At 58.5% G+C, this 21,881-nt stretch carries 20 protein-coding genes; 8 read left to right on the forward strand and 12 right to left on the reverse strand.

Going from position 1 to position 21,881, the window contains the following annotated elements:
* Window positions 1-99: 99 nt before the first annotated feature.
* The 4 genes from COL8621_RS11075 (at window position 100) to COL8621_RS11090 (ending at window position 3,626) form a co-directional block, all read left to right on the forward strand.
* On the forward strand, window positions 100-747 hold the full coding sequence (locus tag COL8621_RS11075; protein WP_093967426.1) for a pyrimidine 5'-nucleotidase: 648 nt from the start codon (window positions 100-102) through the stop codon (window positions 745-747).
* Window positions 748-876: 129 nt separating this feature from the next.
* On the forward strand, window positions 877-1,089 hold the full coding sequence (locus tag COL8621_RS11080) for a hypothetical protein (RefSeq protein WP_093967427.1): 213 nt from the start codon (window positions 877-879) through the stop codon (window positions 1,087-1,089).
* 60 nt (window positions 1,090-1,149) lie between these two features.
* The gene (locus tag COL8621_RS11085) at window positions 1,150-2,349 is read left to right on the forward strand and encodes a UbiH/UbiF family hydroxylase (RefSeq protein ID WP_093967428.1); all 1,200 of its coding nucleotides are present in this window, start codon (window positions 1,150-1,152) and stop codon (window positions 2,347-2,349) included.
* 158 nt (window positions 2,350-2,507) lie between these two features.
* On the forward strand, window positions 2,508-3,626 hold the full coding sequence (locus tag COL8621_RS11090) for a Hint domain-containing protein (RefSeq protein ID WP_093967429.1): 1,119 nt from the start codon (window positions 2,508-2,510) through the stop codon (window positions 3,624-3,626).
* A gap of 6 nt (window positions 3,627-3,632) precedes the next feature.
* On the opposite strand, the gene COL8621_RS11095 is transcribed toward COL8621_RS11090, so the two are convergent.
* The 3 genes from COL8621_RS11095 to COL8621_RS11105 all read right to left on the reverse strand — a co-directional run bounded on the left by COL8621_RS11095 (window position 3,633) and on the right by COL8621_RS11105 (window position 5,759).
* Entirely contained in the window at window positions 3,633-4,760 is a 1,128-nt protein-coding gene (locus tag COL8621_RS11095; RefSeq protein ID WP_093967430.1) for an aminotransferase class V-fold PLP-dependent enzyme, read from the reverse strand.
* Between the two features lie 85 nt (window positions 4,761-4,845).
* On the reverse strand, window positions 4,846-5,304 hold the full coding sequence (locus tag COL8621_RS11100) for an Lrp/AsnC family transcriptional regulator (protein WP_093967431.1): 459 nt from the start codon (window positions 5,302-5,304) through the stop codon (window positions 4,846-4,848).
* A complete protein-coding gene (locus COL8621_RS11105; RefSeq protein ID WP_093967432.1) occupies window positions 5,301-5,759 on the reverse strand; it encodes an Lrp/AsnC family transcriptional regulator in 459 nt (152 codons plus the stop codon). The genes COL8621_RS11100 and COL8621_RS11105 overlap by 4 nt, the downstream gene beginning before the upstream one ends.
* A gap of 139 nt (window positions 5,760-5,898) precedes the next feature.
* Between COL8621_RS11105 and ilvC the strand changes: the two genes are divergently transcribed.
* Both ilvC and COL8621_RS11115 read left to right on the forward strand, forming a co-directional pair.
* Window positions 5,899-6,921: a ketol-acid reductoisomerase gene (gene ilvC, locus COL8621_RS11110; RefSeq protein WP_093968528.1), complete on the forward strand. Its 1,023-nt coding sequence runs from the start codon at window positions 5,899-5,901 to the stop codon at window positions 6,919-6,921.
* 86 nt (window positions 6,922-7,007) lie between these two features.
* The gene (locus COL8621_RS11115; RefSeq protein WP_093967433.1) at window positions 7,008-7,925 is read left to right on the forward strand and encodes a DMT family transporter; all 918 of its coding nucleotides are present in this window, start codon (window positions 7,008-7,010) and stop codon (window positions 7,923-7,925) included.
* Here the strand turns inward: COL8621_RS11115 and glmM are convergent.
* The 8 genes from glmM to COL8621_RS11155 all read right to left on the reverse strand — a co-directional run bounded on the left by glmM (window position 7,922) and on the right by COL8621_RS11155 (window position 18,552).
* Window positions 7,922-9,265 (reverse strand): phosphoglucosamine mutase, encoded by a 1,344-nt coding sequence (gene glmM, locus COL8621_RS11120; protein ID WP_093967434.1) that lies wholly within the window; start codon window positions 9,263-9,265, stop codon window positions 7,922-7,924. The two genes, COL8621_RS11115 and glmM, sit on opposite strands and share 4 nt — an antisense overlap.
* Window positions 9,265-10,272, reverse strand: a complete 1,008-nt coding sequence (gene folP / locus COL8621_RS11125; RefSeq protein ID WP_093967435.1) for a dihydropteroate synthase — start codon at window positions 10,270-10,272, stop codon at window positions 9,265-9,267. Before folP ends, glmM begins: the two co-directional genes overlap by 1 nt.
* A gap of 41 nt (window positions 10,273-10,313) precedes the next feature.
* Window positions 10,314-11,249, reverse strand: a complete 936-nt coding sequence (locus tag COL8621_RS11130) for a dihydroneopterin aldolase (RefSeq protein ID WP_093967436.1) — start codon at window positions 11,247-11,249, stop codon at window positions 10,314-10,316.
* Between the two features lie 99 nt (window positions 11,250-11,348).
* On the reverse strand, window positions 11,349-12,032 hold the full coding sequence (locus COL8621_RS11135; RefSeq protein ID WP_093968529.1) for a cell wall hydrolase: 684 nt from the start codon (window positions 12,030-12,032) through the stop codon (window positions 11,349-11,351).
* A gap of 188 nt (window positions 12,033-12,220) precedes the next feature.
* Window positions 12,221-14,818 (reverse strand): putative PEP-binding protein, encoded by a 2,598-nt coding sequence (locus tag COL8621_RS11140; RefSeq protein ID WP_093967437.1) that lies wholly within the window; start codon window positions 14,816-14,818, stop codon window positions 12,221-12,223.
* 28 nt (window positions 14,819-14,846) lie between these two features.
* Window positions 14,847-17,099: a glycine--tRNA ligase subunit beta gene (glyS, locus tag COL8621_RS11145; protein ID WP_093967438.1), complete on the reverse strand. Its 2,253-nt coding sequence runs from the start codon at window positions 17,097-17,099 to the stop codon at window positions 14,847-14,849.
* Complete coding sequence (locus COL8621_RS11150) at window positions 17,099-17,623, reverse strand: DUF6446 family protein (RefSeq protein WP_093968530.1); 525 nt, start codon at window positions 17,621-17,623, stop codon at window positions 17,099-17,101. Before COL8621_RS11150 ends, glyS begins: the two co-directional genes overlap by 1 nt.
* A gap of 2 nt (window positions 17,624-17,625) precedes the next feature.
* Entirely contained in the window at window positions 17,626-18,552 is a 927-nt protein-coding gene (locus COL8621_RS11155; RefSeq protein ID WP_093967439.1) for a glycine--tRNA ligase subunit alpha, read from the reverse strand.
* Between COL8621_RS11155 and COL8621_RS19155 the strand changes: the two genes are divergently transcribed.
* Together COL8621_RS19155 and COL8621_RS11160 are read left to right on the forward strand one after the other, a co-directional pair.
* A complete protein-coding gene (locus tag COL8621_RS19155; protein ID WP_176438465.1) occupies window positions 18,551-18,799 on the forward strand; it encodes a hypothetical protein in 249 nt (82 codons plus the stop codon). The genes COL8621_RS11155 and COL8621_RS19155 overlap by 2 nt on opposite strands.
* Window positions 18,789-20,420 carry a serine protease gene (locus COL8621_RS11160; protein ID WP_235823841.1) on the forward strand — a complete coding sequence of 544 codons (1,632 nt, stop codon included), beginning with the start codon at window positions 18,789-18,791 and terminating at the stop codon, window positions 20,418-20,420. Before COL8621_RS19155 ends, COL8621_RS11160 begins: the two co-directional genes overlap by 11 nt.
* A 4-nt stretch (window positions 20,421-20,424) precedes the next feature.
* On the opposite strand, the gene COL8621_RS11165 is transcribed toward COL8621_RS11160, so the two are convergent.
* Window positions 20,425-21,873: a TrkH family potassium uptake protein gene (locus COL8621_RS11165; protein WP_093968531.1), complete on the reverse strand. Its 1,449-nt coding sequence runs from the start codon at window positions 21,871-21,873 to the stop codon at window positions 20,425-20,427.
* Window positions 21,874-21,881: the final 8 nt, after the last annotated feature.

A 21,881-nucleotide genomic window follows, 5' to 3' on the forward strand; every position in this document is an offset into this window, starting at 1 on the left:
TGGGCACTCCGGCTGCGGACGCCACACGCTAAATGCCCAAGCCATGCGAATCAAGACCAACCCATTGCGCATGCTGACGCACCACGCTACGCCTTTGGTATGGTTGCGCATCATTTCACTGATCGGCAGGGCTGGGTCTTTGACCTGGACAATACGCTTTATCCGCCCGAAGCGCGGCTGTTTGACCAAATCGAAGTCCGCATGACTGCCTTTGTGATGAACGCGCTGAACGTCCCCAAGGACGAAGCAAACCGCCTGCGCCAGCATTATTGGGGCGAATACGGAACGACCCTTGCAGGGCTGATGGACCTGCACGGCGTGGACCCCGGCCCCTATCTGACAGAGGTGCATGAGATTGACCTTAGCCACCTTTCCCCCGATCCAGAGCTGAGGGAGCGGATCGAAGCCCTTCCTGGGCGGCGCATCGTTTATACCAACGGTTCAGCCCCTTATGCGGAACGTGTTCTGGCCGCGCGCGGGCTTTCGGGTGTCTTTGACGCGATCTATGGGGTGGAGCACGCAGGCTTTCGCCCAAAACCCGAACGCGCGGCCTTTGAAACCGTCTTTGCCGCTGACGGGATCATCCCCGCGAATTCAGTGATGTTTGAGGATGACCCACGCAATCTGGCCGCGCCCCATGCGATGGGAATGCGCACCGTGCATGTCGCCCCTAAGGCTGAACCGGCGGATCACATCCATCACCACACCGATGACCTAAGTGGATTTTTGGCGCAGCTGATCGGTTAAACTGTCGCACTGGCCATGCGACGTCGCGATTTTTGCAGCCAATTGTCACAGTGCGGCAAGATGGTCCCTCCCGTTTCGCGACACAGGCGACGATATCAGCCCCGAGAGTTCACTTTTCGGAGCAAGAAAATGCCATCAGACACATCCATCCCCCAGCCGCTAGAGGCGCCACTGCCAAAGGTGTTGAACTCCAAACTGGCGTTCACCTTTTTCCTTGTGATTGCGGCGATTGTCCTTTGGGGGCTTAGCTTTGCCACGTGGGGTGTGCCCGGTCTTTACCTTCCCGCCGTGGCCGCAGTTCCTGTGATTTTTGCGCTGCTGCTGTTGATTACGCGCGGGTGATAAGTTGCCCCTTGGCCCAGAGGGTGGTTTAGACCTATCTCAAGGGGCAGGAGGCCAAGCATGGACCGCATAAAAACCGATATCCTGATTTCCGGCGGCGGTGTCGCCGGGCTTACGGCTGCCGCAGCGTTCGCAAGCGCCGGGTTTTCCGTCATCTGCGTTGACCCCGCCCCGCCCGTCACGGATGCGGCCGACGCAAATGCCGATTTGCGCACCACGGCTTTTCTGCAACCCTCTGTCGAGGTGTTGGAGGCTGCGGGCCTTTGGCAGCGGCTTGCCCCCCATGCCGCCGACCTTCAGATTATGCGCATTGTCGATGCGGGCGGCGAAACGCCCGAGCCGCGCCTGACAAAAGACTTTGACGCGGGTGACATTTCCGACCAGCCGTTTGGGTGGAACCTTCCGAATTGGCTGCTGCGCCGTGAAATGGTCGCGCGGTTGGGCGAACTACCGAACGTTGATTTCCGCCCCGGCGTCGCAACGCAAAACGTCCTAACGCGCGAGCGAGAGGCGCTTGTCAGCCTAAGCGATGGCTCGCGCATCGCCGCAAAGCTGGTGATCGCGGCAGACGGTCGTAATTCCCCCGTGCGCGAAGCGGTTGGCATTGATGTGCACACAACGCGCTACGGGCAAAAGGCGCTTGCCTTTGCGGTGACACATCCCCAGCCCCACAACAACATCTCGACCGAGGTGCACCGCACCGGCGGCCCGTTCACCCTCGTCCCGCTGCCAGATCGCGATGGGCAGCCTTGCTCTGCAATCGTCTGGATGGAAAGCGGCCCAGAGGTAAAGCGCCTTGCCGTCCTGCCCGAGGATGAGTTTACGTCGGCCATGAACACCCGCTCCGCCGGATTGTATGGCCAACTGACGCTTGCATCGCGCCGCACGGTTTGGCCCATCATCAGCCAAATCGCAGAGCGTTTCAGCGCGGAACGCACCGCACTGATCGCCGAAGCCGCCCATGTTGTGCCGCCAATCGGCGCGCAGGGTCTGAACATGAGCCTTGCCGACACCAAACTGTTGCTAGAACTGGCCATGGCCCACCCTGATGATCTGGGCGGGCGCGATATGCTTGAAACCTACAACCGCCGCCGCTGGCCCGAGGTCCGCGCGCGCGTCACTGGCATCGACATGCTGAACCGTGCCTCCATGCTGGGTGGGCCGGGGCTGCGCGATATGCGGGCCAGTGCATTGAACGCACTTTATTCCGTAACGCCGGTGCGTCGCACCCTGATGCGTGCGGGTCTGGGTGTTCGTTAATACTTTTGGGCAGGGTAAAATATCAGGACGGTCAGGGTTGATATGCAGCTGCACAAGGCTGTTACCCCTTCGCACCCGCGCAGGCACTTCTTGACATAGCTAATCTAAACGCACCGCGAAATCAGCGCGTGTTTTAAGTTTAGAGAGGCTGCGCCACCATGGCCAACGGTACCGTCGTTGCATACGGGTCAAATGTTCTGGAATCGCCTACGGCGAACACGACCTCGGGAACCGGATACCTGGGGGGTGGGCAGATGCAGATCACCTCGGGGAACGCGGTTTTTGAAGCCGATGACATCGTGGTTATCGATGTTGAAAACCTTACCGCAACGGGTGAAATCGACGGCAACTCTCGTATTGTTGGCATCACGGTTTATGACAACACAACCGACTATATCAGCGGCACGCCTCTTTACACCTACACGCCGATGAACCCGGGTCAGTATGCGAATATTCAGTCCGATGTCAGCGGGCTGGGTGACAACTATCTTCGCTTCAATTCCAACATTCTCGTCTCTGCTGATGCCGGTGCACCGACGCTTACGCAGCTGATTGTCGCCGCTGGGGAAGATCTGGTTGGTGGGCTTCAGTCCGGGCCGATCACGCTCAACCGGTTTACGGACAATGACTACGACGCAAGCGGCACGATCGACGCAGGCACCGTCGAAGCCGCGAATGGCGCGTACAACACCCAGAATAATCAGCTTGTGGTCATCTGTTTCGTACGGGGCACGTTGATTGATACCCCAATGGGCCGCATCGCCATCGAAGACCTGAAAGCCGGGGATGAGGTCACAACGCTGGACAATGGCGCAATGCCCATCCGGTGGATCGGTCAGCGAACCGTCCCCGCGACTGGCGACCTTGCCCCCATTCTGATCCGCCGCGGCGCGCTGGGGAATATTCGTGATCTGAAGGTTTCACCCCAGCACCGAATGTTCGTCCGTGACGCAATGGCCGAACTATACTGCGGCGAACCAGAGGTGCTGGTCGCGGCCAAGCATCTGGTAAACGGCGACACAATCTGCCGGGTTCCCGGTGGCGAGGTCGAGTATTTCCACATCATGCTCGACAACCACCAAATATTGCTGGCCGAAGGGTGCGGCGCCGAAAGCCTCTACCCCGGACGCACGGCGATGTCATCGCTTACCGATGACGCCCGTGACGAGGTCTTGAGCCTGTTCCCCGAACTGTCTGTTTCAGCGAAAAGCTACGGCCACCTCGCCCGTTACCAGTTGAACAAAGGCGAAGCGGCCGTGATCTGCAACTATTCCTAGTGGCCGTTACAGCACCTTATCAATAGCCGCGCCCAGCCTTTTAAGGCTGCCGTCGACATCATAAAGCTTGTCCAAGCCGAACAGACCGATACGGAAGGTGCGGAATGCGTCCCCTTCGTCGCATTGCAACGGAACACCCGCGGCGATCTGCAAACCTTCGGCCGCAAATTTCTTACCGTTTTGGATGTCAGGGTCGTCGGTGTAACTCACCACCACACCCGGTGCGCCAAAACCATCGGCCGCGACCGATTTCACGCCCTTTGACGCCAGCAGTGCGCGAACCGCGTTGCCCTGTTCCCACTGTGCGTCGCGCAACCGGTCAAACCCGTATTCCTTGGTTTCAAGCATGGTATCGCGGAACGCACGCAGCGCGTCGGTGGGCATGGTTGCGTGATAGGCGTGGCCGCCGTTTTCATAGGCCTCCATGATCTGAAGCCATTTCTTCAGATCGATTGCGAAGCTGTCAGATTGGGTGTCGTCGATACGCTTGCGCGCCTCTTCAGACATCATCACCAGCCCAGCGGACGGCGACGCCGACCAACCCTTTTGCGGGGCCGAGATCAGGATATCGACGTTACAGGCTTTCATATCGACCCACACACAACCCGATGCGATGCAATCCAGCACGAACAGCGCGCCAACCTCATGCGCGGCAGCGCCCATGGCGGTGATGTAGTCGTCGGGCAAAATCACTCCGGCCGAGGTTTCCACATGCGGGGCGAACACAATCTCTGGCCGCTCCTCTTTGATCTTGGCCACGACCTCTTCGATGGGTGCGGGCGCGAAAGGTGCTTGTGGGTCGTTTCCACTGCGCCGCGCCTTCATCACCGTCGCATCAGAGGTGAAACCGCCCGCCTCAAATATCTGGCTCCAGCGATAGGAAAACCAACCGTTGCGCACGACCAGCGCGTGCCGACCGGAGGCAAACTGCCGCGCGACGGCCTCCATCGCATAAGTGCCACCACCGGGGACCAGCGCCACGGAATGGGCGTTATACACCTCTTTCAACATGCCAGAGATATCGCGCATCACCTGCTGAAACGCGGCTGACATGTGGTTCAAGGACCGGTCGGTAAAGACAACCGAATATTCCAGCATCCCATCCGGATCGACGGAATCGAGCAAAGCAGTCATATGAAGTTCCTCCCGTATTTGGCGGAACTTTAACCGTCAAAATTGATAGCGCAATCGGACAAAACGGCTCGGTTGACTCAAATTGCTAGCCAAGCGGTCCGGGGCGGCGCTCCTCAGAAAGCAGCACGTTCGCTTCCACGTCCCCCACGCCTGGCAAAGTCATGATCCGGCGGCGCAGGACGCGTTCGAAATCTGACAGATCGCGCGCAACAACGCGTAGGCGGTAATCATAAAGGCCAAGGACGTGCTGCACTGTCTGCACCTCGGGGATGGCAGCAACGGCGCGTTCGAAATCTTCAAGGCTGACGCGACCCTTGGTGGCCAGTTTGACGCCCAGAAAGACGGTCACGCCAAAGCCCAACGCCTCGGCGTTCAGGACAACGCGGCGGCCTTGCAGGATGTCGGCGTCCTGCAACCGTTTGATGCGCCGCCACGCGGCGGGCTGTGACAGGCCGAACCTGCGTCCCAACGCGCCCGCGCTTTGTTCGCCATCTTCGGACAGCGCGCGCAGCAGCTTGCGATCAATATCGTCCAGATCGATCATACCGGCAGCGCCTTATCCATCTTGATGTCCGCAACATGCATCAAGGCCTCAATATCTGCGATGTGGGGCAAGGTCAGAATGCGATGCCGATAGATTTCCTGATAATGCGCCATGTCGCGGGCAAGGACGTTCAGGCGCAGATCGACACGACCAAGGAAGGTCTGAATTTCATGCACCTCGGGCACGTCACGCGCGGCGGCTAGGAATTCATCGAACGCACGCGGGTTGGTTTTATCAAGGGTAAAGCGCAGGCTTACCTCAACCGCGTACCCCAACGCCGCCCAGTTGATGATCGCGCGCGACCCTTGAAGGATGCCGGCCTGACGCAGCTTTTCCAACCGCCGCCAACAAGTCGCCGCAGTCACCCCTGCCCGATCCGCCAAATCGGCGGTCGCAATATCCGGCTGGGCCTGAAGGTGGCGCAACAAACGCCGATCTGTATCGTCGATTTGCATGAATTTTTCTGAAAGTTCACTTTTGACGAATAATCTTTCTCACATCAGGCAAATTTCGTCAAATAATGAAACGCATCCCGTTTCAAATTCGCCTATTGTCGCCGCAGAATTCAAGATCAACCCATGGAAGGAGCGCCCGATGCGCGTTTACTATGATCGCGATTGCGACATTAACCTGATCAAAGACAAGAAAGTCGCCATCCTTGGCTATGGCTCGCAAGGTCACGCGCACGCGCTGAACCTGCGCGATTCCGGCGCGAAGAACCTCGTTGTGGCGCTGCGCGAAGGCTCCCCATCGGCGAAGAAAGCCGAAGGCGAAGGTCTTCAGGTTATGGGTATCGCTGAAGCGGCTGCTTGGTGTGACGTAATCATGTTCACCATGCCCGATGAGCTTCAGGCAGAGACATACAAGAAATACGTACACGACAACATCAAGCCCGGCGCAGCAATCGCATTCGCCCACGGCCTGAATGTACACTTCGGCCTGATCGAGCCGAAAGAAGGCGTGGACGTTATCATGATGGCGCCTAAAGGCCCCGGCCACACAGTGCGCGGCGAATACGTAAAAGGCGGCGGCGTACCTTGCCTTGTTGCTGTTGACACAGACGCATCCGGCAAAGCGCTGGAAATCGGCCTGTCCTACTGCTCTGCCATCGGTGGCGGCCGTTCGGGCATCATCGAAACCAACTTCCGCGAAGAGTGTGAAACCGACCTGTTCGGCGAACAGGCTGTTCTTTGCGGCGGTATCGTTGAACTGATCCGCATGGGCTTTGAAACGCTGGTCGAAGCTGGTTACGAGCCTGAAATGGCTTACTTCGAATGCCTGCACGAAACCAAGCTGATCGTTGACCTGATTTATGAAGGCGGCATCGCCAACATGAACTACTCGATCTCGAACACCGCTGAGTACGGCGAATATGTTTCGGGCCCACGCGTTCTACCATACGAAGAAACCAAGAAAGCCATGAAGGGCGTTCTGACGGACATCCAGACCGGTAAATTCGTGCGTGACTTCATGCAAGAAAACGCTGTTGGCCAGCCATTCTTCAAAGGCACACGTCGCATCAACGACGAACACCAGATCGAAGAAGTTGGTAAGAAACTCCGCGCAATGATGCCATGGATTTCCGCTGGCAAACTTGTGGATCAGGAAAAGAACTGATCGCTCTGGTCATTCGACCGAAAGCGAAGCAAAACGATGGGGCCTTGGCGTAACCGCCAGGGCCCTTTTTCTTGGTCGAGGATTTCATGCAGGCCCTTCCCGACATCTCTCGTAAAAGCTGGTTGATGGTTGCTGTTCTGGGCTTTGTCTGGGGCTCTACGTTCATGGTGATCGAAATCGCGCTGGAAGGGATCCCGCCCTTTTGGCTGGCGACCGGGCGGTTGGGTTTTGCCGCGGTGACCATATGTGCCTTCTGGGCGCTTAGCGGGATGCGGCTGTCACTGGACCCGACCAACAAACCAACCACGAGCCAGATATTCATGACAGGGGCGCTTAGTTCGGGCGTGCCGTTCCTGCTTTTGTCATGGGGGCAGCAATATGTGACCTCAGGCTTTGCAGGCACGTCGATGGCCGTGGTGCCCCTGATCGTGCTGCCGCTGGCGCATTTCTTTGTACAGGGCGAACAGCTGAACCTGCGCAAAAGCATCGGCATGGCCATGGGCTTTGCTGGGGTGTTCGTGTTGGTTGGGGCTGATGCGCTGCAAAGCACCGGCGCGGACCTAGAGGTTTGGGGCCGCCTTGCGTGCATTGGCGTGGCGGCGTGCTATGCCGTGAACTCCATCACCATTCGTCGTTTGCCGCCGGTAGACCCGATCGGGCTGACCGCGATGATGATGGTGACCGGCACGCTGGTCGCCCTGCCCTTTGCATTGTTCTTCGAAGGCATCCCGCCTGTTCCGCCAGCAAAGGCATTCTTCGCGCTGCTGGTTCTTGGCATCTTGTCCACTGCCGCGATGAACCTGCTGCGCGTGATCGTGATCCGCAGCGCGGGGCCGACGTTCATGACGTTGGTGAACTATCAGGTTCCGGTATGGTCGGTCGTTCTGGGCGGGCTCATCCTAAACGAGGCCCTGCCCCCGACGCTTCTTCTGGCGCTGGTGCTGATCCTGTCGGGGCTGGCACTTAGCCAATGGGGCGCGCTGACACGGCTTTTCAGGCGTTAGGTCGCGGCCTCAACAGCTGCCACAACGCCATCCACAACGTCATTAAGCAACACGTCATCTTCGCATTCGGCCATCACACGGATCAACGGCTCTGTTCCGGATTTACGGATAAGCAGGCGACCATTGCCCACCAACCGCGCCTCGGCATCGGCAATTGCGGCGCGCACGCTGTCGGTTTCAAGTGGGCGTTGACCCGTTTCGAAACGCACGTTTTTCAACAGTTGCGGCACCCGCTCGAATGTCTGAATAAGCGAAGACGCAGGCTTGCCCGTTTCCACCATCGCGGCAAGGAACTGAAGCCCCGCCAACAAACCGTCACCCGTTGTGGCATAGTCGGTCATCACGATATGGCCCGACTGTTCGCCACCAAGGTTGGCACCGCCACGGCGCATCGCCTCTACGACATAGCGGTCACCGACGGGGGTCCGCTCCAACTTCAGGCCGCGGCCATCAAGGTAGCGTTCCAAGCCAAGGTTCGACATCACCGTTGCAACCAAGGTGCCATTCTTCAGCCGGCCCTCTTCCGCCCAGCGGGACGCAAACAGCGCCATGATCTGATCGCCATCGGCAACCTTGCCGGTTTCGTCGATGATCATCACCCGGTCCGCGTCGCCATCAAGGCAGATACCCACATCCGCGCCATGTGCGACAACCGCCGCCGCCGCCGTATCTGTGTGGGTGGAGCCGCATTTTTCGTTGATGTTAAGGCCGTTGGGCGTCACGCCGACGGGGATCACTTCGGCCCCCAGTTCCCACAACACTTCGGGTGCGGTGCGGTGCGCAGCGCCGTTGGCACAATCGACCAAAACCTTTAGACCATCCAGCCGCCGACCGCTTGGGAAGGTCGCCTTGATACGTTCGTTATACCGGAAACGGCCATCGTCGATCCGCTTTGCCCGGCCAATGTTCTGCGCCTGCGCCGGTTCGACACCCGACATTGTCAGCGCTTCAATCTCTGCCTCAGCATCATCCGACAGTTTGAAACCGTCGGGGCCGAAGAATTTGATGCCGTTATCGTGGTGCGGATTGTGCGAGGCTGAAATCATCACCCCCACATCCGCGCGCATCGAATGGGTCAGCAAACCGACGGCTGGCGTTGGCACCGGACCAAGCAACAGCACGTTCATCCCGGTCGATGTAAAACCCGCCGTCATCGCATTTTCGAACATATACCCAGACAGGCGCGTGTCTTTGCCAATCACCACACGGTGAGTGGACGTGCCGTCACGCCGAAAATAGCGACCAGCAGCCGCGCCAAGGCGCAACGCCATGTCAGCCGTCATCGGGTAAACATTCGCGCGCCCACGCACGCCATCGGTACCAAAAAGCTTATCGCTCATTACAAATTCCACAAAGCTTCTGCCAGGCTAAGCGCCTGCCGCGTCTCGGTCATATCATGGACACGCAAAAACTGAACCCCCTGCGCTGCAGCGGCCAGCGCGACAGCAATCGACCCCGGTGTACGATCAGCCGGATCGGGCGCGTTCCCAATCTCTCCGATGAAGCGTTTGCGCGAGGCGCCCAGCAACACAGGGCAGCCCAGCCCGTGGAACAGGCTGATCCCTTGCAGCAACGCAATGTTATGCGCCTGCGTCTTGCCAAAACCGATGCCCGGGTCCACCACGATATCCGCACGCGGGATGCCCGCTGCCTCGGCCATTGCGACGCGTTCTTCCAAGAAGTCGTACACATCAAGCAGCACATCGTCATACTGCGGGGCGGCTTGCATGTTTTGCGGCGTGCCTTGCGCGTGCATCAGGCACACTGGCACGCCCGCGTTCGCCGCAACCCCTGCCAGATCCAGATCATAGGTAAACGCCGCGACATCGTTGATAAGGTTTGCACCGGCCAGCAACGCCGCCTGCGCCACTGCTGCCTTTCGGGTATCGATGGAAATTGGCGTCGTAACGCCCGCCGCGCGCAACGCCCCGATCGCAGCAGCCGTGCGGGTAATTTCTTCCCCCGCAACAACATCATCGGCACCGGGGCGCGTGGATTCACCCCCGACATCGATCATATCGGCGCCAGCATCCGCCAACGCGCGCCCCTGCGTCAGTGCGGCGTCAGGCGCATTGAATTTGCCACCATCAGAAAAGCTGTCTGGGGTTACGTTTAGAATCCCCATAAGGCGCGGCCGATCCATGCTTAGCCCAGCAATGGGCGCGCGCGGTGCCGACAAGGCCTCCAACGTCTCTGTAGGAACTTCGGCTGCCGAAATTATGCGACGCGTGCCCGCCCGCGAAATTTGCTCAACATGGGCAAACCAAGTCCAACCGCCTGCCAGCCTGATCGCTTGGTGGGTGGGGGACACATCCGTTTGCAGGATAGGCCGGTAGTAGTATTTCATGAAGCCCTTTTGACTAAAGCCGCGAAAGCGGGCAAGCGCAACTACAGCGCAGTCGACGCAAGATCGCAACTCAATACTTGAACCGGCCTCGTTACTTCGCCCGGCACCTTGGCACCGATGACGACGATCCGGCCTGCATCCAATTCTTCGGCGAACCATAGCGACAGCGCCACAGCGTCAGACGGATCGGCCGACGGGCCATCGACCGCGTCCAGAACAATCTTTGAGGGTGCCCAAACGCTAATCTGGCCGTGTTTCATCGCCCACTCAATCTCTGTGCGGGTGTTTGTCACGACACAGCGCTTGTCGCGCCCCGCCAAGACCCAAGCGTTTTGTTCCGTCGCAAGCAAATCAATCCGCCGCTGCGCCTGACGAGACTTGGATTGCGGCGCGTCACCGTCCGCAGGACCGACACACAGAATGACCGGCGCGCCGGTGGCTTCTAGCTTGTCCAGCCACCGGGGTAGCTCTGCAGCGGCGATTGCCTCGTTTGACAGGAACAACAGCGTCGGCTGCAAGCCAGAGGCAACCACATCCGAAACCGGAGTCAGATCCGCCACGCGGCTGCGCACGATTTCAACGCCAAGCGCGCCGGGGCCGCGATCCAGCTTTTCGATCCGAACGAAAACCCGCGTGGGCTGTGGTTCACTTAACAATCGTTGCGCGATGCGTTCGGCCAGTGTTTCGAGCAGGTTCAGACGTTCAGCGGCCAGTTCAGTCGCGATGGCATCTGTGATCGTGTCGTAAGACAGCACACGATCAACGTCGTCATCAAGCGGGGCGGGAATGGGGCGCAATTCAACGACCACGTTAAAACGCACGCGCTGTGTTGCGCCGCGCTCTACTTGAAACGCGCCAATCTCAACCTCGACAACGTGATCGCGCAAAGAAATACGGTCGCAGGGATCGGACGCGTCATCCATCGCCTCGGAACGCTCCGAAGGATGTGCAAAAGCAAGGCGAATGTCTTTGGTCATACGATCTTCCGGCGTTTAGCGTTGGCCAACAGCTATGCCAGATGGGTGCTGGCAAACTCAACCGCAAGCGTCACACTAGAGACCGCGCACGACAAAGAATTAGTTTCTGCTAAGCTGCGTGGGTTTCCGATAAAAGAAATGCTGCCCGATCGAGGCAGTCCGCTGGAACACACGCGCCCAACGTGGGTTGACCGCACGGGTGTGATAAAACGTTGCCCCGTCGGTCAGATCGCGCGGCGCACCGTCCAGCATAGAGCGGGCGATTTTCGCAACGCGGTTATATGCGGCCGGCTCGGAAACCACTTCGGCGTGGCCGTCACATGTATAGGTAAACTGGCACTGGAATTTCCGACCCGTCCCCTGATTGATCACACCACAAACACTGTCAGGAAAATTCGGAGAGCTGACGCGGTTCAAGATAACCTCGGCCACCGCGAACTGGCCCTTCACGCTTTCACCGCGTGCTTCAAAGTAAAGTGCCTCTGACAAACAGCGCCAGTCAGCGCCGCCGCTTGCCTTAGGCTGCGCCTTAAGCCAAGCGCGATCATAGGTGATGTTTTCGTCAGGGACGACGACACCTTTCGATGGGGTGATCAACCGTTCCCACTGACGCCCACTGACAGAGCCAAGGGCCTTCTTCTCGACGCCAAGCAGCATTGTGATACTGGTATCAAGACCTGCAGTCGGATCAGTCGAAGTGGACACGGCAACATCCGACAGGGCTGTCCCCGCGACAACCATGTTCAACGCGGCGCCAAGCACCAAATTCAAACCAAAACGCATCAACAACCCCCAAGGTGTTACGGCACAGCCTAGGCTGCCGGCCGGTGGCATAGCCCAAACGACTCAAATCGTCCACCCTTGGGGGGTAAACACACCGTCCACACGCCCTCAGCGGCGGCACCAAGGGCACCACCAGATGAGGGTGAAGATGGGTGAAAGTGACGTTAAGTTACTGTTTTAGATATATCTTATATATTGCTTCCAGTCGACACACCCAGCTTTAGCTGCGCGGCAGCAAGTCGCGCAACGGGAACCCGAAACGGCGAACAAGAAACGTAGTCAAACCCGGCTTCGCGGCAAAACGCAATAGATTCGGCATTACCGCCATGCTCGCCACAGACAGACAGCACCACATCTTTGCGCGCCGCGCGCCCACGTTCGGCACCTATCAGCAAAAGCTCCCCAACGCCTTCGACATCAAGCGTGTGGAATGGATCCTCGGGGTAGACCTCTTGCTGAACATACGACCCCATAAAACGCCCCGCGTCATCGCGGCTAAGGCCATAGGTCATTTGCGTCAGATCGTTCGTGCCAAAGCTAAGGAAGGCCGCGTGATGGGTGATTTCGCCAGCGCGCAATGCCGCACGCGGGGTTTCGACCATGACCCCAAGGCGATAATCAAAATCACAGCCCTTTTCGATCCGAACAGCGGCGGCAACGGCATCCACGCGTGCTTTTACCAATTCAACCTCGCGTTTGGCCGAAACCAGCGGGATCATGATCTCGGGAACGACAGGGTCCCCGCGCTTGCTGGCCTCTACGGTGGCCTCAAAAATCGCGCGGGCCTGCATGTCATAGATTTCGGGCACGGTAATACCCAAGCGCACGCCGCGCATACCCAGCATCGGATTAAACTCGCTTAGCGCTTCGACCCGGCGCGTCACATCTGACAAAGGCAGATCAAGCGCTTCGGCCAATTCGCGCATCCCGTCCCGACTGTGGGGCAGGAATTCGTGCAACGGCGGGTCAAACAGGCGAATACAGACCGGCAGGCCCTGCATGATTTCGAACAGGCGGATGAAATCCATGCGCTGCATCGGCAAAAGCTGATCCAACGCGGCTTCGCGGTCCACAGCGGAATTCGCAAAGATCATCTCTCGCATAACGGTCAAACGATCTTCTTCGAAGAACATATGCTCGGTCCGGCACAGGCCGATGCCATCAGCGCCGAAATTGCGGGCCATTTGCGCGTCCGCTGGTGTGTCTGCATTGGCGCGGATGCCGATATCGCAGGCCTCTTCCGCCCAGCTGAGCAACGACCGGAACGCATCGTCCAGTGCAGGTTCAAGCATCAGAACCTCGCCGGCCAAGGCTTCGCCAACGGCACCGTCCACGGTGATCACGTCACCTTCGCGGAATACCCGGCCGTCAGCGGTGCGGAACGATTTGTCACGTCGATTCAGCGTCATATCTGAAACGCCCACGACACAAGGAAGCCCAAGGCCGCGCGCGATAACCGCCGCGTGGCTGGTCATTCCGCCGCGTTCTGTCAGAACGGCTGCCGCCGCATGCATGCCGCGGATATCTTCGGGCGTCGTTTCGCGGCGAACCAGAACACATGCCTCTCCGCGGGCGGCACTTGCCTGCGCGGCCGCGGAACTGAACACCACACGTCCGGTCGCAGCACCGGGACTTGCAGCGATACCAACGGCAATCACGTCACGTTTCCCGCGTGGGTCAACTTGGCAATGCAGCAGTTCGGTCAAGGCGCGCGGGTCAATGCGTGCAATCGCTTCTTCGCGCGGAATAATCCAATCTTCGGCAAGCGCCACGGCGATGCGAACCGCCGCACGAGATGAACGCCCGATGCGCACCGCATCCAGCACCTTCAGCGCGCCAGCTTCGATGGTGAACTCAATCTCCATCTCTTCGCGCAGGCGTTGGCGGCATACACCGCCCCATTTCACCAATTCCTTGAAAAGCTCTGGGCAGCGTTCCTCAAGCGAGGGGCCGCGCTCATCCAGCGTTAGGTAAAGCGCCTCGTCCCCGTTTGACAATGCAGCGCGCCCTTGGCTTTGGCTTAGGTAACGCCCGGTGATCTGCCCCAAGCCAGTCGTGGAATCCGCAAACTGAATAACGCCCGAACCACTTTCGGCAGGGCCAAGACCCATCGCCATTTCCTGCACGACAAGCCCCAAACCCGCATCGGCAGGCGCGCCCTTGGCTTGGCGCAGCAAACGCGCGGTTGTCCCTTCCCACGCTCGCGCCATTGAACGCAGCGTTTCACCCAGTTGAACGCCGGGATCTTGTGGGAAAGCTTCGTCTGTTTCTTCTTCGAACGCCAAAAGGGCGGCGCGAATGGCTTCGTGATTTGCCACTTCTTCTTCGAACATGTCCGGGTCAAGCCGCGCGACATCAATCGCAAAGGCCTGAATGAAGCGCAGGTAAATCGTGTCTGCCGCCGCCTGCCCCAGCCTTTCGATCAACTGAGCATGGCGTTCATCGTTCATTCCGATGTTCAGAATGGCCCCCGGCCCGCCCCAATCTGGGTCTTCGGAACTTGGGCGGATCGACACCAACGGCGATGGGCCGAACGCCGAAAGAATGGCCGCAGTATCGGGCATCTGCCCCGATGCGATCCGATGCACCGCATCAAAGGACAACGCGACCGTTTCGGGCACGGGCATTTCAAGCCGCACCAAACGCTGAAGGCACTTCGCCCGGCCCCCATGTCGCGCAACGGCAATATCAGCCGTGGGGGTTATGACTGTAAAATCGGACAAGTCCGCGTGTTTCTGCACCGCAGCAACCTCCTGTTGCCGTGCAAGATACGCTGATCCTGACATATGGCAAGACCAGCGTAACGTCCGGCGATTAGCCTTCTATGCAACCAAGATCGGCGACCTGAAGACAGGTCTCGCGAATTCTGTGAAGCAGATTAAGGCGATTGCGTCGCACGACCTGATTGTCTGTATTCACCTGAACGGCCTCAAAAAAGGCGTCGATCGGCGCGCGCAGGTCAGCCATAGCCCCCATCGCAACGGCGAAGTCTTCTTCTTTCAATGCGTTGGCGATTGTTGCTTCGCTGTTGTCCAGCGCTGTAAACAGAGCCTTTTCTTCGTCGCCTTCGGCAAACTTGGCATCCGCGCCAAAGCGGTATTCGACCCCATCCTTTTCTTCGGCTTGGGTCAGAATGTTATTGGCACGCTTAAAGCCCTGCAGCAGATTTACACCGTCTTCCGTGGCCAAGAACGCGGCCAAGGCTTCGGCGCGTTTGACCAAAAGGGTCAAATCATCGCTGGCAGGCATGTTGATGCAGGCGTCGATAACGTCGTGGCGAATACCTTCGTCACGCAAGTGAACCTTTAGCCGGTCGTGGAAGAAGCCAAGCAAATCATCGCTAACTTCCGGCAACGAGGCGCGCAGGTTGGCAAGCCAAGTCCCCTCTTCCACCTCAAACGGTTCGTCTTCGCCGTCCAGCTTGTCCAAGACCGCGCGGAACGCGGCGCCGAACACGCCGTGGCGCGCGATTTCATCCACCATGTGGTGCAGGAAATAAACCTCGCGCTCTTCGGCGGTGTCGGTGCTTTGCGCGATGGTGTGGTTCAGCAACTGAATGTCGATCAGCCGCTCAAGCCCGATGCGCAGGTCATTGCCCAAGACGGTGCGAATGATCCCCAACGCTGCACGGCGCAGCGCGAACGGGTCTTTTGAACCTGTCGGTTTTTCGTCAATCGCCCAGAAGCCGGTCAGCGTATCCATCTTATCAGCAATCGAAACCGCGATAGAAATTGGATTAACCGGCAGGTCATCTGACGGGCCAAGCGGTTTGTAATGCATTTCGGCGACTTCAGCGACTTCGGCGTCAAGCCCGGCAGCTTCGGCATAGTACCGGCCCATCGTTCCCTGCAGTTCCGGGAACTCATAAACCATTTCCGAGGCAAGATCCGCCTTGGCAATCTGGGCTGCCTTTTGCGTGGCATCCGCATCCGCCCCAACAAGCGGCCCAAGGTCATGTGCCAACTTGGCAACGCGTTCGATACGCGCGCCTTGTGTGCCCAGCTTGTTGTGGAATGTCACGTTGCCCAGCTTTTCAAGCCACGTCCCCATCCCAGCCTTGGCTTCGCGCAGGTCGTTTTCCCAAAAGAACTTGGCATCCGACAAACGCGCCGACAGAACCTTTTGGTTCCCGGCAAGGATGGTTGCGCCATTGTCCGCGGTTTCGCGGTTGGCGACGGTCACGAACTTAACGATCTTGCCTGTCTTGGGATCGCGCACCGAAAAGAACTTCTGATGCTCTTTCATCGAGGTTTGCAAAACCTCGGGCGGTAGTTCCAAGAACGCAGCGCCGATTTCGCCCATCAGAACGACCGGCCATTCGACCAAGCCTGCGACCTCTTCCAACAGGCCCTTGTCTTCGACAACTTCCAAGCCTTGCGCGAACGCCATGTTCGATGCGTCGTGCCAGATGTGTTCGGCACGTTCGGCTGTGTCGATCATCACCTTGGCTTTTTTCAGCTTGGCGGAATAATCGTCAAACGATGTAACAGAAAACTGCTCTGGCCCCATGAACCGGTGCCCGGCGGTGGTGTTGCCCGCTTCGATGCCATCAATGGTCAGCGGAACAATCTCTGCCCCGTCTTCACGTGTCAGGATGCACAGGATCGAATGCAGTGGACGCACCCAGCGCAAGCTGCCGCTGCCCCAACGCATGGATTTCGGCCATGGGAAGTTGCGGATCACATCTTCCAGAACCTCACCCGCGATCGCAGCCGCAGGGCGGCCCGCTTTTTCGATCACGGCAAAGTAAACCTGACCCTTTTTATCGTCACGAATTTCCAACTGATCCTTGGACAGACCAGTGGCGCGCAAGAACCCCTCCAACGCCTTTTCGGGGGCGTCGGTGCGTGGGCCTTTACGCTCTTCGCGCAGGTTCGGGCTTTCGTCGGTCAAACCTTCGACCGTCAGCACCAAGCGGCGTGGCGTCGAAAACGCAGCCGCCGAGGCGTAGGTCAGGCCAGCATCAACCAAGCCGTCAGTCACACGCTTTTGCAAATCAGCGCGGGCGCGGGCCTGCATACGCGCAGGGATTTCTTCGGAGAAGAGTTCGATCAGCAAGTCGGGCATCAGTAATTCTCCGGCGGGGTTGGGCAGCCTTCGGGGGCTGGTTTGCCTTCAAAGACAACTTCGCCACAATGGTTGATCTGGTTCCAGACGAAACCGCGACCATCATCCAGAACGGCAACGATGCGATCAACGCCATAGGTCACGTTTTCTTGGCCCATAAAGGCAATCGCGCGACCATCAGACAGCGCTTCGCCCACTTCGTTGGCGTCGTAGCAATCAAACCAACCGGGGCCAATCAGCGGCACAGCTTTGTCAAAGACCTGATAGGTTTCGGTCAGCATCGACTGGCTCATTGGGGTGGTGAAACAGGCGCGATACCGCAAGGGGGAGCTTTCGGCGTCAATCGCTTCAAACTCGTCATAGATGATGCCTTCTGGCGCGCCAGACACGAGGCTGGTCAGCACCACATCATCCTGTCCGACGGCTTTCACGGGTTCATAGAACGCGTAAACCTGAAGGTAATAGATCGCGATACCCGCTGCCAATGCCGACACAACAATAAACCCCGCAAGCAGTTTGCCCATTGTCATTCTGCGGCCCACCCGCCTGCTTCGGTCTGAACAAACGCATCCGCGCATTTCTTGGCCAACGCCCGCACACGCCCGATATAGGCCTGACGTTCCGTGACCGAAATAACGCCGCGCGCGTCCAACAGGTTAAACAGGTGACTGGCCTTGATGCACTGATCATAGGCCGGGTGCGCCATCACAATACGCTTGCCGGTTTTCGGATCTTCGTAAGGATGCGTCAGGATCGCCTCACACTCTGCCTCGGCATCTTCGAAATGCTTCAGCAGGGATGCGGTATCCGCAATGTCAAAGTTCCAGCGCGAATATTCGGCCTCTGTCTGGCGGAATACATCACCGTATTTCAACGGGATCGGCGTCTGTGGATCGTTGTAAGGCATGTCCATCACGTGATCGACGCCCAGAACGTACATCGCCAAACGTTCCAACCCATAGGTCAGCTCGCCCGAGACGGGGTGACAATCATGCCCGCCAACTTGTTGGAAATAGGTGAACTGGCTGACTTCCATGCCGTCACACCAGACTTCCCAGCCAAGGCCCCACGCGCCCAGCGTTGGGCTTTCCCAGTCATCCTCTACAAAGCGGATGTCGTGCAGGTCCATGTCGATGCCAATCGCCTCAAGGCTGCCAAGATACAGTTCTTGCAGGTCCGGCGGGCTTGGTTTGATCAAGACTTGGAACTGGTAATAATGCTGCAGGCGGTTCGGGTTTTCACCGTACCGGCCATCGGTGGGGCGGCGCGACGGCTGTACATACGCCGCCGCCCAAGGCTTAGAGCCTAGCGCGCGCAACGTTGTTGCCGGGTGGAACGTGCCTGCGCCCACTTCCATATCATAAGGTTGAAGCACCGCGCAGCCCTTTGCTGCCCAGTAGTTCTGCAGTCTCAGGATGATCTCCTGAAAGCTACGGGGAGTGCTGTCGGTCATGTTCCTTGGCCCCGCTGATGGGAAACAGCGTCTCAATATGCAAGCTGGGCGGTATGGTCAATCGGCGCTGCCAAGGATAATTGACGTGCAAACGCTCATGGCTTTGGTAGCCTTTGGGTCGGATTCGCCATTTGGCGCAAGAAACAGGGAATTTTCGGGTAATGCGGCAAGTAATTGCATTTGTGTTTTTGATTTTGATTTGGGCAATTCCGGCAGCGGCGCAAAACAGTGTTTGGGTGCAAATTGAAGCACGCCCAACATTGCGCCAAGCACAAGACCGCGCGCGGGCATACGCAAACGCGTTTTCCAACGTCGCGGGTTTCCAGCTTCGATCCGGTTGGTATGCGATTGCGCTTGGGCCTTTCACGGCCGAAGGCGCGGCCAATCAGTTGCAGGCTTTGCGCCGCGAACGCCTGATCCCGTCAGACAGCTATCTTTCCGACGGAGCAACCTTTCAACAGCAATTCTGGCCCATCGGCGCAACAGCCCGTGTCACCCCAGTTGAACCCGCGCCAACCATTGTTCAGCCGACCGCCCTGCCCGATGAAACACCCGCCCAAGCACGCCGCGCAGAACGTGACCTAACCCGCGAAGAACGGATGGAGCTGCAAGAAGCCCTGAAATGGGAAGGGTTCTATACAGCCGCGATTGATGGGTCATTCGGCCCCGGCACCCGCAACGCGATGGCCGCATATCAGGCCGCGATGGCGTATGACCCGACTGGGGTTCTGACCACCAAACAACGTCAGGCCTTGATGAAAGGTTACCGTGATGCCTTCGCCTCGCTTGGGTTGCGCACGGTTGATGACAGCAAGGCCGGTATCAGTGTCACAATGCCAACCGGCATGGTCGAATTCGCCCGCTATGAGCCGCCATTTGCGCACTATGACAACACCGCCAACAACGGCGTGCGGGTTCTGCTGATCAGCCAGACGGGCGATCAAAACACCTTGTTTGGCCTTTATGACATCATGCAAACGCTGGAAATCGTTCCCCTGAACGGCGCGCGCGAACGCAACAAGCGGTCATTTGTGCTGACGGGTCAGAACGACGAGCTGCATTCTTACACCTATGCCGCTTTGGCCAATGGGATGGTTAAGGGCTTCACGCTGACGTGGCGGCCCGAAGACGAAAAGCTGATGAACCGCGCCGCACAAATCATGCGCGACAGCTTTGAGCCCTTCGGCGACCGCGCCCTAGACGACACAATCGGCGAAGCCAGTCCCGAACAAAGCATCGACCTGATGTCTGGGCTGGAAATTCGCCGCGCGGATGTCGCACGCACAGGTTTTTACGTCGATGGCCAAGGCACGGTGCTGACGACCTCAGAAGTCCTGGATCAATGCCAACGCCTGACCATCGCTGATGAATATGACGCCGAAATCGCCGCAGTCGACGAAACGCTGGGCCTTGCGGTTTTGCGCCCGAACGAACCGCTTGCACCTATCGCCTATGCGGCCTTCCAAACCGGCGTTCCGCGTTTGCAATCTGACGTTGCCGTTGCCGGTTTTTCGTATGGCGACGCGCTTGACCTGCCTGTGCTGACCTACGGCAAACTGGCAGACCTGCGCGGGCTTTCCGGCGAAGACGGGATCAACCGGCTTGCCCTGAACACCCTGCCCGGCGATGCTGGTGGCCCCGTCTTTGACGCCACCGGCGCGGTAATGGGGGTTCTTCTGACGAAGGATCAAGGCAGCCGCAAACTGCCCGACGATGTGAACTTTGCCGCCAACGTTCCGACTGTTGCCGGGTTCCTGTCGGCCAGTGGGGTTCCGATGGCTGCGTCGGATAACAGCGGGCCGATGGACCCGGTTGACCTGACCACGTTTGCCTCTGATATGGCTGTGCTGGTCAGTTGTTGGAAGTAACCCGTCAGCCGCGCCAGAACTGAACGGTCAACATTGCGTAAACCGCCAAAAGCTCTAGCCGCCCGATCAACATCGCGGCGGCTAGCAGCCACTTTGCCGTGTCGTTGATTTCAGAGAAGTTCCCAGAAGGCCCAATGATATCGCCCAGCCCCGGCCCGATGTTGGCCAGCGCCGTGGCGGCCCCGGAAACCGAGGTCACGAAATCCAGCCCGGTCAGCGCCAAAAGCACCGACAGAATGCCCAACGACACCACGAACAGCACAAAGAACGCCATGACCGAAGACAGCACATCTTCGGACACAGGGCGCCCGTCATAACGGGGGGCAAACACCCCATGCGGTGCATAGATGCGGCTAATCTGGGTGCGGATGGACGCAAACAAAAGCTGAAAACGGAATACTTTGATCGAACAGCAGGTCGATCCAGCGCAGCCGCCAACCAGCCCGATAAAGAAGAAGACCACAACCGGGAACGCGCCCCAAAGCTGGTAATCAACGCTGGCGTATCCAGTGCCGGTCATGATTGAGGTGACGTTAAAAATCGCCTCGCGGAACGCATGCTCCATATGGTCGTCATTTACCACAACGCGAAACACCGTCAGCACCGCGACAAGCACCGAAATCGTGATCAGAAACACCCTGACCTGACTGTCGCGCAAGATCGGGCCGGAATGACCAGCCATGATCTGAACGTAGCGCACGAACGGCAAGCTCGCCAAAACCATAAAGATCGATGCGATGTATTCCGGCGCGCCCTGAAACGCCCCGAAAGAGGCATCACGGTTCGAAAAACCACCCGTCGACATCGTCGTCAGCGCGTGGTTCAGCGCATCAAACCGCGCCATCCCGACAAGCAGATAGGCGACGAAACAAGCGATCGTCAGAAGCAGATAGATAACCGAAATACGCGCCGCAATCTGCGCGGCGCGCGGCAGCACTTTGCCGTCGGTGTCAAAAGCCTCGGATCGGAAGATTTGCATCCCCCCGACCTTCAGTTCCGGCAAGAAGACCATCGCCACGACAATAATCCCGACCCCGCCGAACCATTGCAGCATAGACCGCCACAGCAGCAACCCGGCGGGCAGATCATCCAGACCGGAAAAAACGGTGGAACCTGTGGTGGTAAGCCCCGACATCGCCTCAAAGAACGCATCGACCAACCGCGCGTCCGTTGCCCCGATCAGAAAGGGGATTGAGCCGAAAATCGGCAAGATCAGCCAGACGCCCGTTGTCAGCAAAAAGGTCTGGCGCAGCGTCAGGCCAGATTCGACCCCGTTAGAAGACGCAAGCGCAAGCACGCCCCCCGTCAACACGGTCAGGATCGACGCCTCTAGGAAAACCGCCCATTCGCCATTGCCGACCCACAGGTCAACACTTAGCGGAATCAGCATCGTGACGCCCAAAACAGCGACAAGCAGGCCGATGACATAAACAACAGGGCGTAGATCGATCATGTTCGAAG

Source organism: Actibacterium lipolyticum, from assembly GCF_900184935.1.
Taxonomy (GTDB): Bacteria; Pseudomonadota; Alphaproteobacteria; order Rhodobacterales; family Rhodobacteraceae; genus Actibacterium_A; species Actibacterium_A lipolyticum.

Bases quoted from the DNA above. Each gene is read 5' to 3' on its own strand.
- COL8621_RS11075 (WP_093967426.1), top strand. From the start codon at position 100: ATGGTTGCGCATCATTTCACTGATCGGCAGGGCTGGGTCTTTGACCTG.
- COL8621_RS11080 (WP_093967427.1), top strand. From the start codon at position 877: ATGCCATCAGACACATCCATCCCCCAGCCGCTAGAGGCGCCACTGCCA.
- COL8621_RS11085 (WP_093967428.1), top strand. From the start codon at position 1,150: ATGGACCGCATAAAAACCGATATCCTGATTTCCGGCGGCGGTGTCGCC.
- COL8621_RS11090 (WP_093967429.1), top strand. From the start codon at position 2,508: ATGGCCAACGGTACCGTCGTTGCATACGGGTCAAATGTTCTGGAATCG.
- COL8621_RS11095 (WP_093967430.1), bottom strand. From the start codon at position 4,760: ATGACTGCTTTGCTCGATTCCGTCGATCCGGATGGGATGCTGGAATAT.
- COL8621_RS11100 (WP_093967431.1), bottom strand. From the start codon at position 5,304: ATGATCGATCTGGACGATATTGATCGCAAGCTGCTGCGCGCGCTGTCC.
- COL8621_RS11105 (WP_093967432.1), bottom strand. From the start codon at position 5,759: ATGCAAATCGACGATACAGATCGGCGTTTGTTGCGCCACCTTCAGGCC.
- ilvC (WP_093968528.1), top strand. From the start codon at position 5,899: ATGCGCGTTTACTATGATCGCGATTGCGACATTAACCTGATCAAAGAC.
- COL8621_RS11115 (WP_093967433.1), top strand. From the start codon at position 7,008: ATGCAGGCCCTTCCCGACATCTCTCGTAAAAGCTGGTTGATGGTTGCT.
- glmM (WP_093967434.1), bottom strand. From the start codon at position 9,265: ATGAGCGATAAGCTTTTTGGTACCGATGGCGTGCGTGGGCGCGCGAAT.
- folP (WP_093967435.1), bottom strand. From the start codon at position 10,272: ATGAAATACTACTACCGGCCTATCCTGCAAACGGATGTGTCCCCCACC.
- COL8621_RS11130 (WP_093967436.1), bottom strand. From the start codon at position 11,249: ATGACCAAAGACATTCGCCTTGCTTTTGCACATCCTTCGGAGCGTTCC.
- COL8621_RS11135 (WP_093968529.1), bottom strand. From the start codon at position 12,032: ATGCGTTTTGGTTTGAATTTGGTGCTTGGCGCCGCGTTGAACATGGTT.
- COL8621_RS11140 (WP_093967437.1), bottom strand. From the start codon at position 14,818: ATGTCAGGATCAGCGTATCTTGCACGGCAACAGGAGGTTGCTGCGGTG.
- glyS (WP_093967438.1), bottom strand. From the start codon at position 17,099: ATGCCCGACTTGCTGATCGAACTCTTCTCCGAAGAAATCCCTGCGCGT.
- COL8621_RS11150 (WP_093968530.1), bottom strand. From the start codon at position 17,623: ATGGGCAAACTGCTTGCGGGGTTTATTGTTGTGTCGGCATTGGCAGCG.
- COL8621_RS19155 (WP_176438465.1), top strand. From the start codon at position 18,551: ATGTTCCTTGGCCCCGCTGATGGGAAACAGCGTCTCAATATGCAAGCT.
- COL8621_RS11155 (WP_093967439.1), bottom strand. From the start codon at position 18,552: ATGACCGACAGCACTCCCCGTAGCTTTCAGGAGATCATCCTGAGACTG.
- COL8621_RS11165 (WP_093968531.1), bottom strand. From the start codon at position 21,873: ATGATCGATCTACGCCCTGTTGTTTATGTCATCGGCCTGCTTGTCGCT.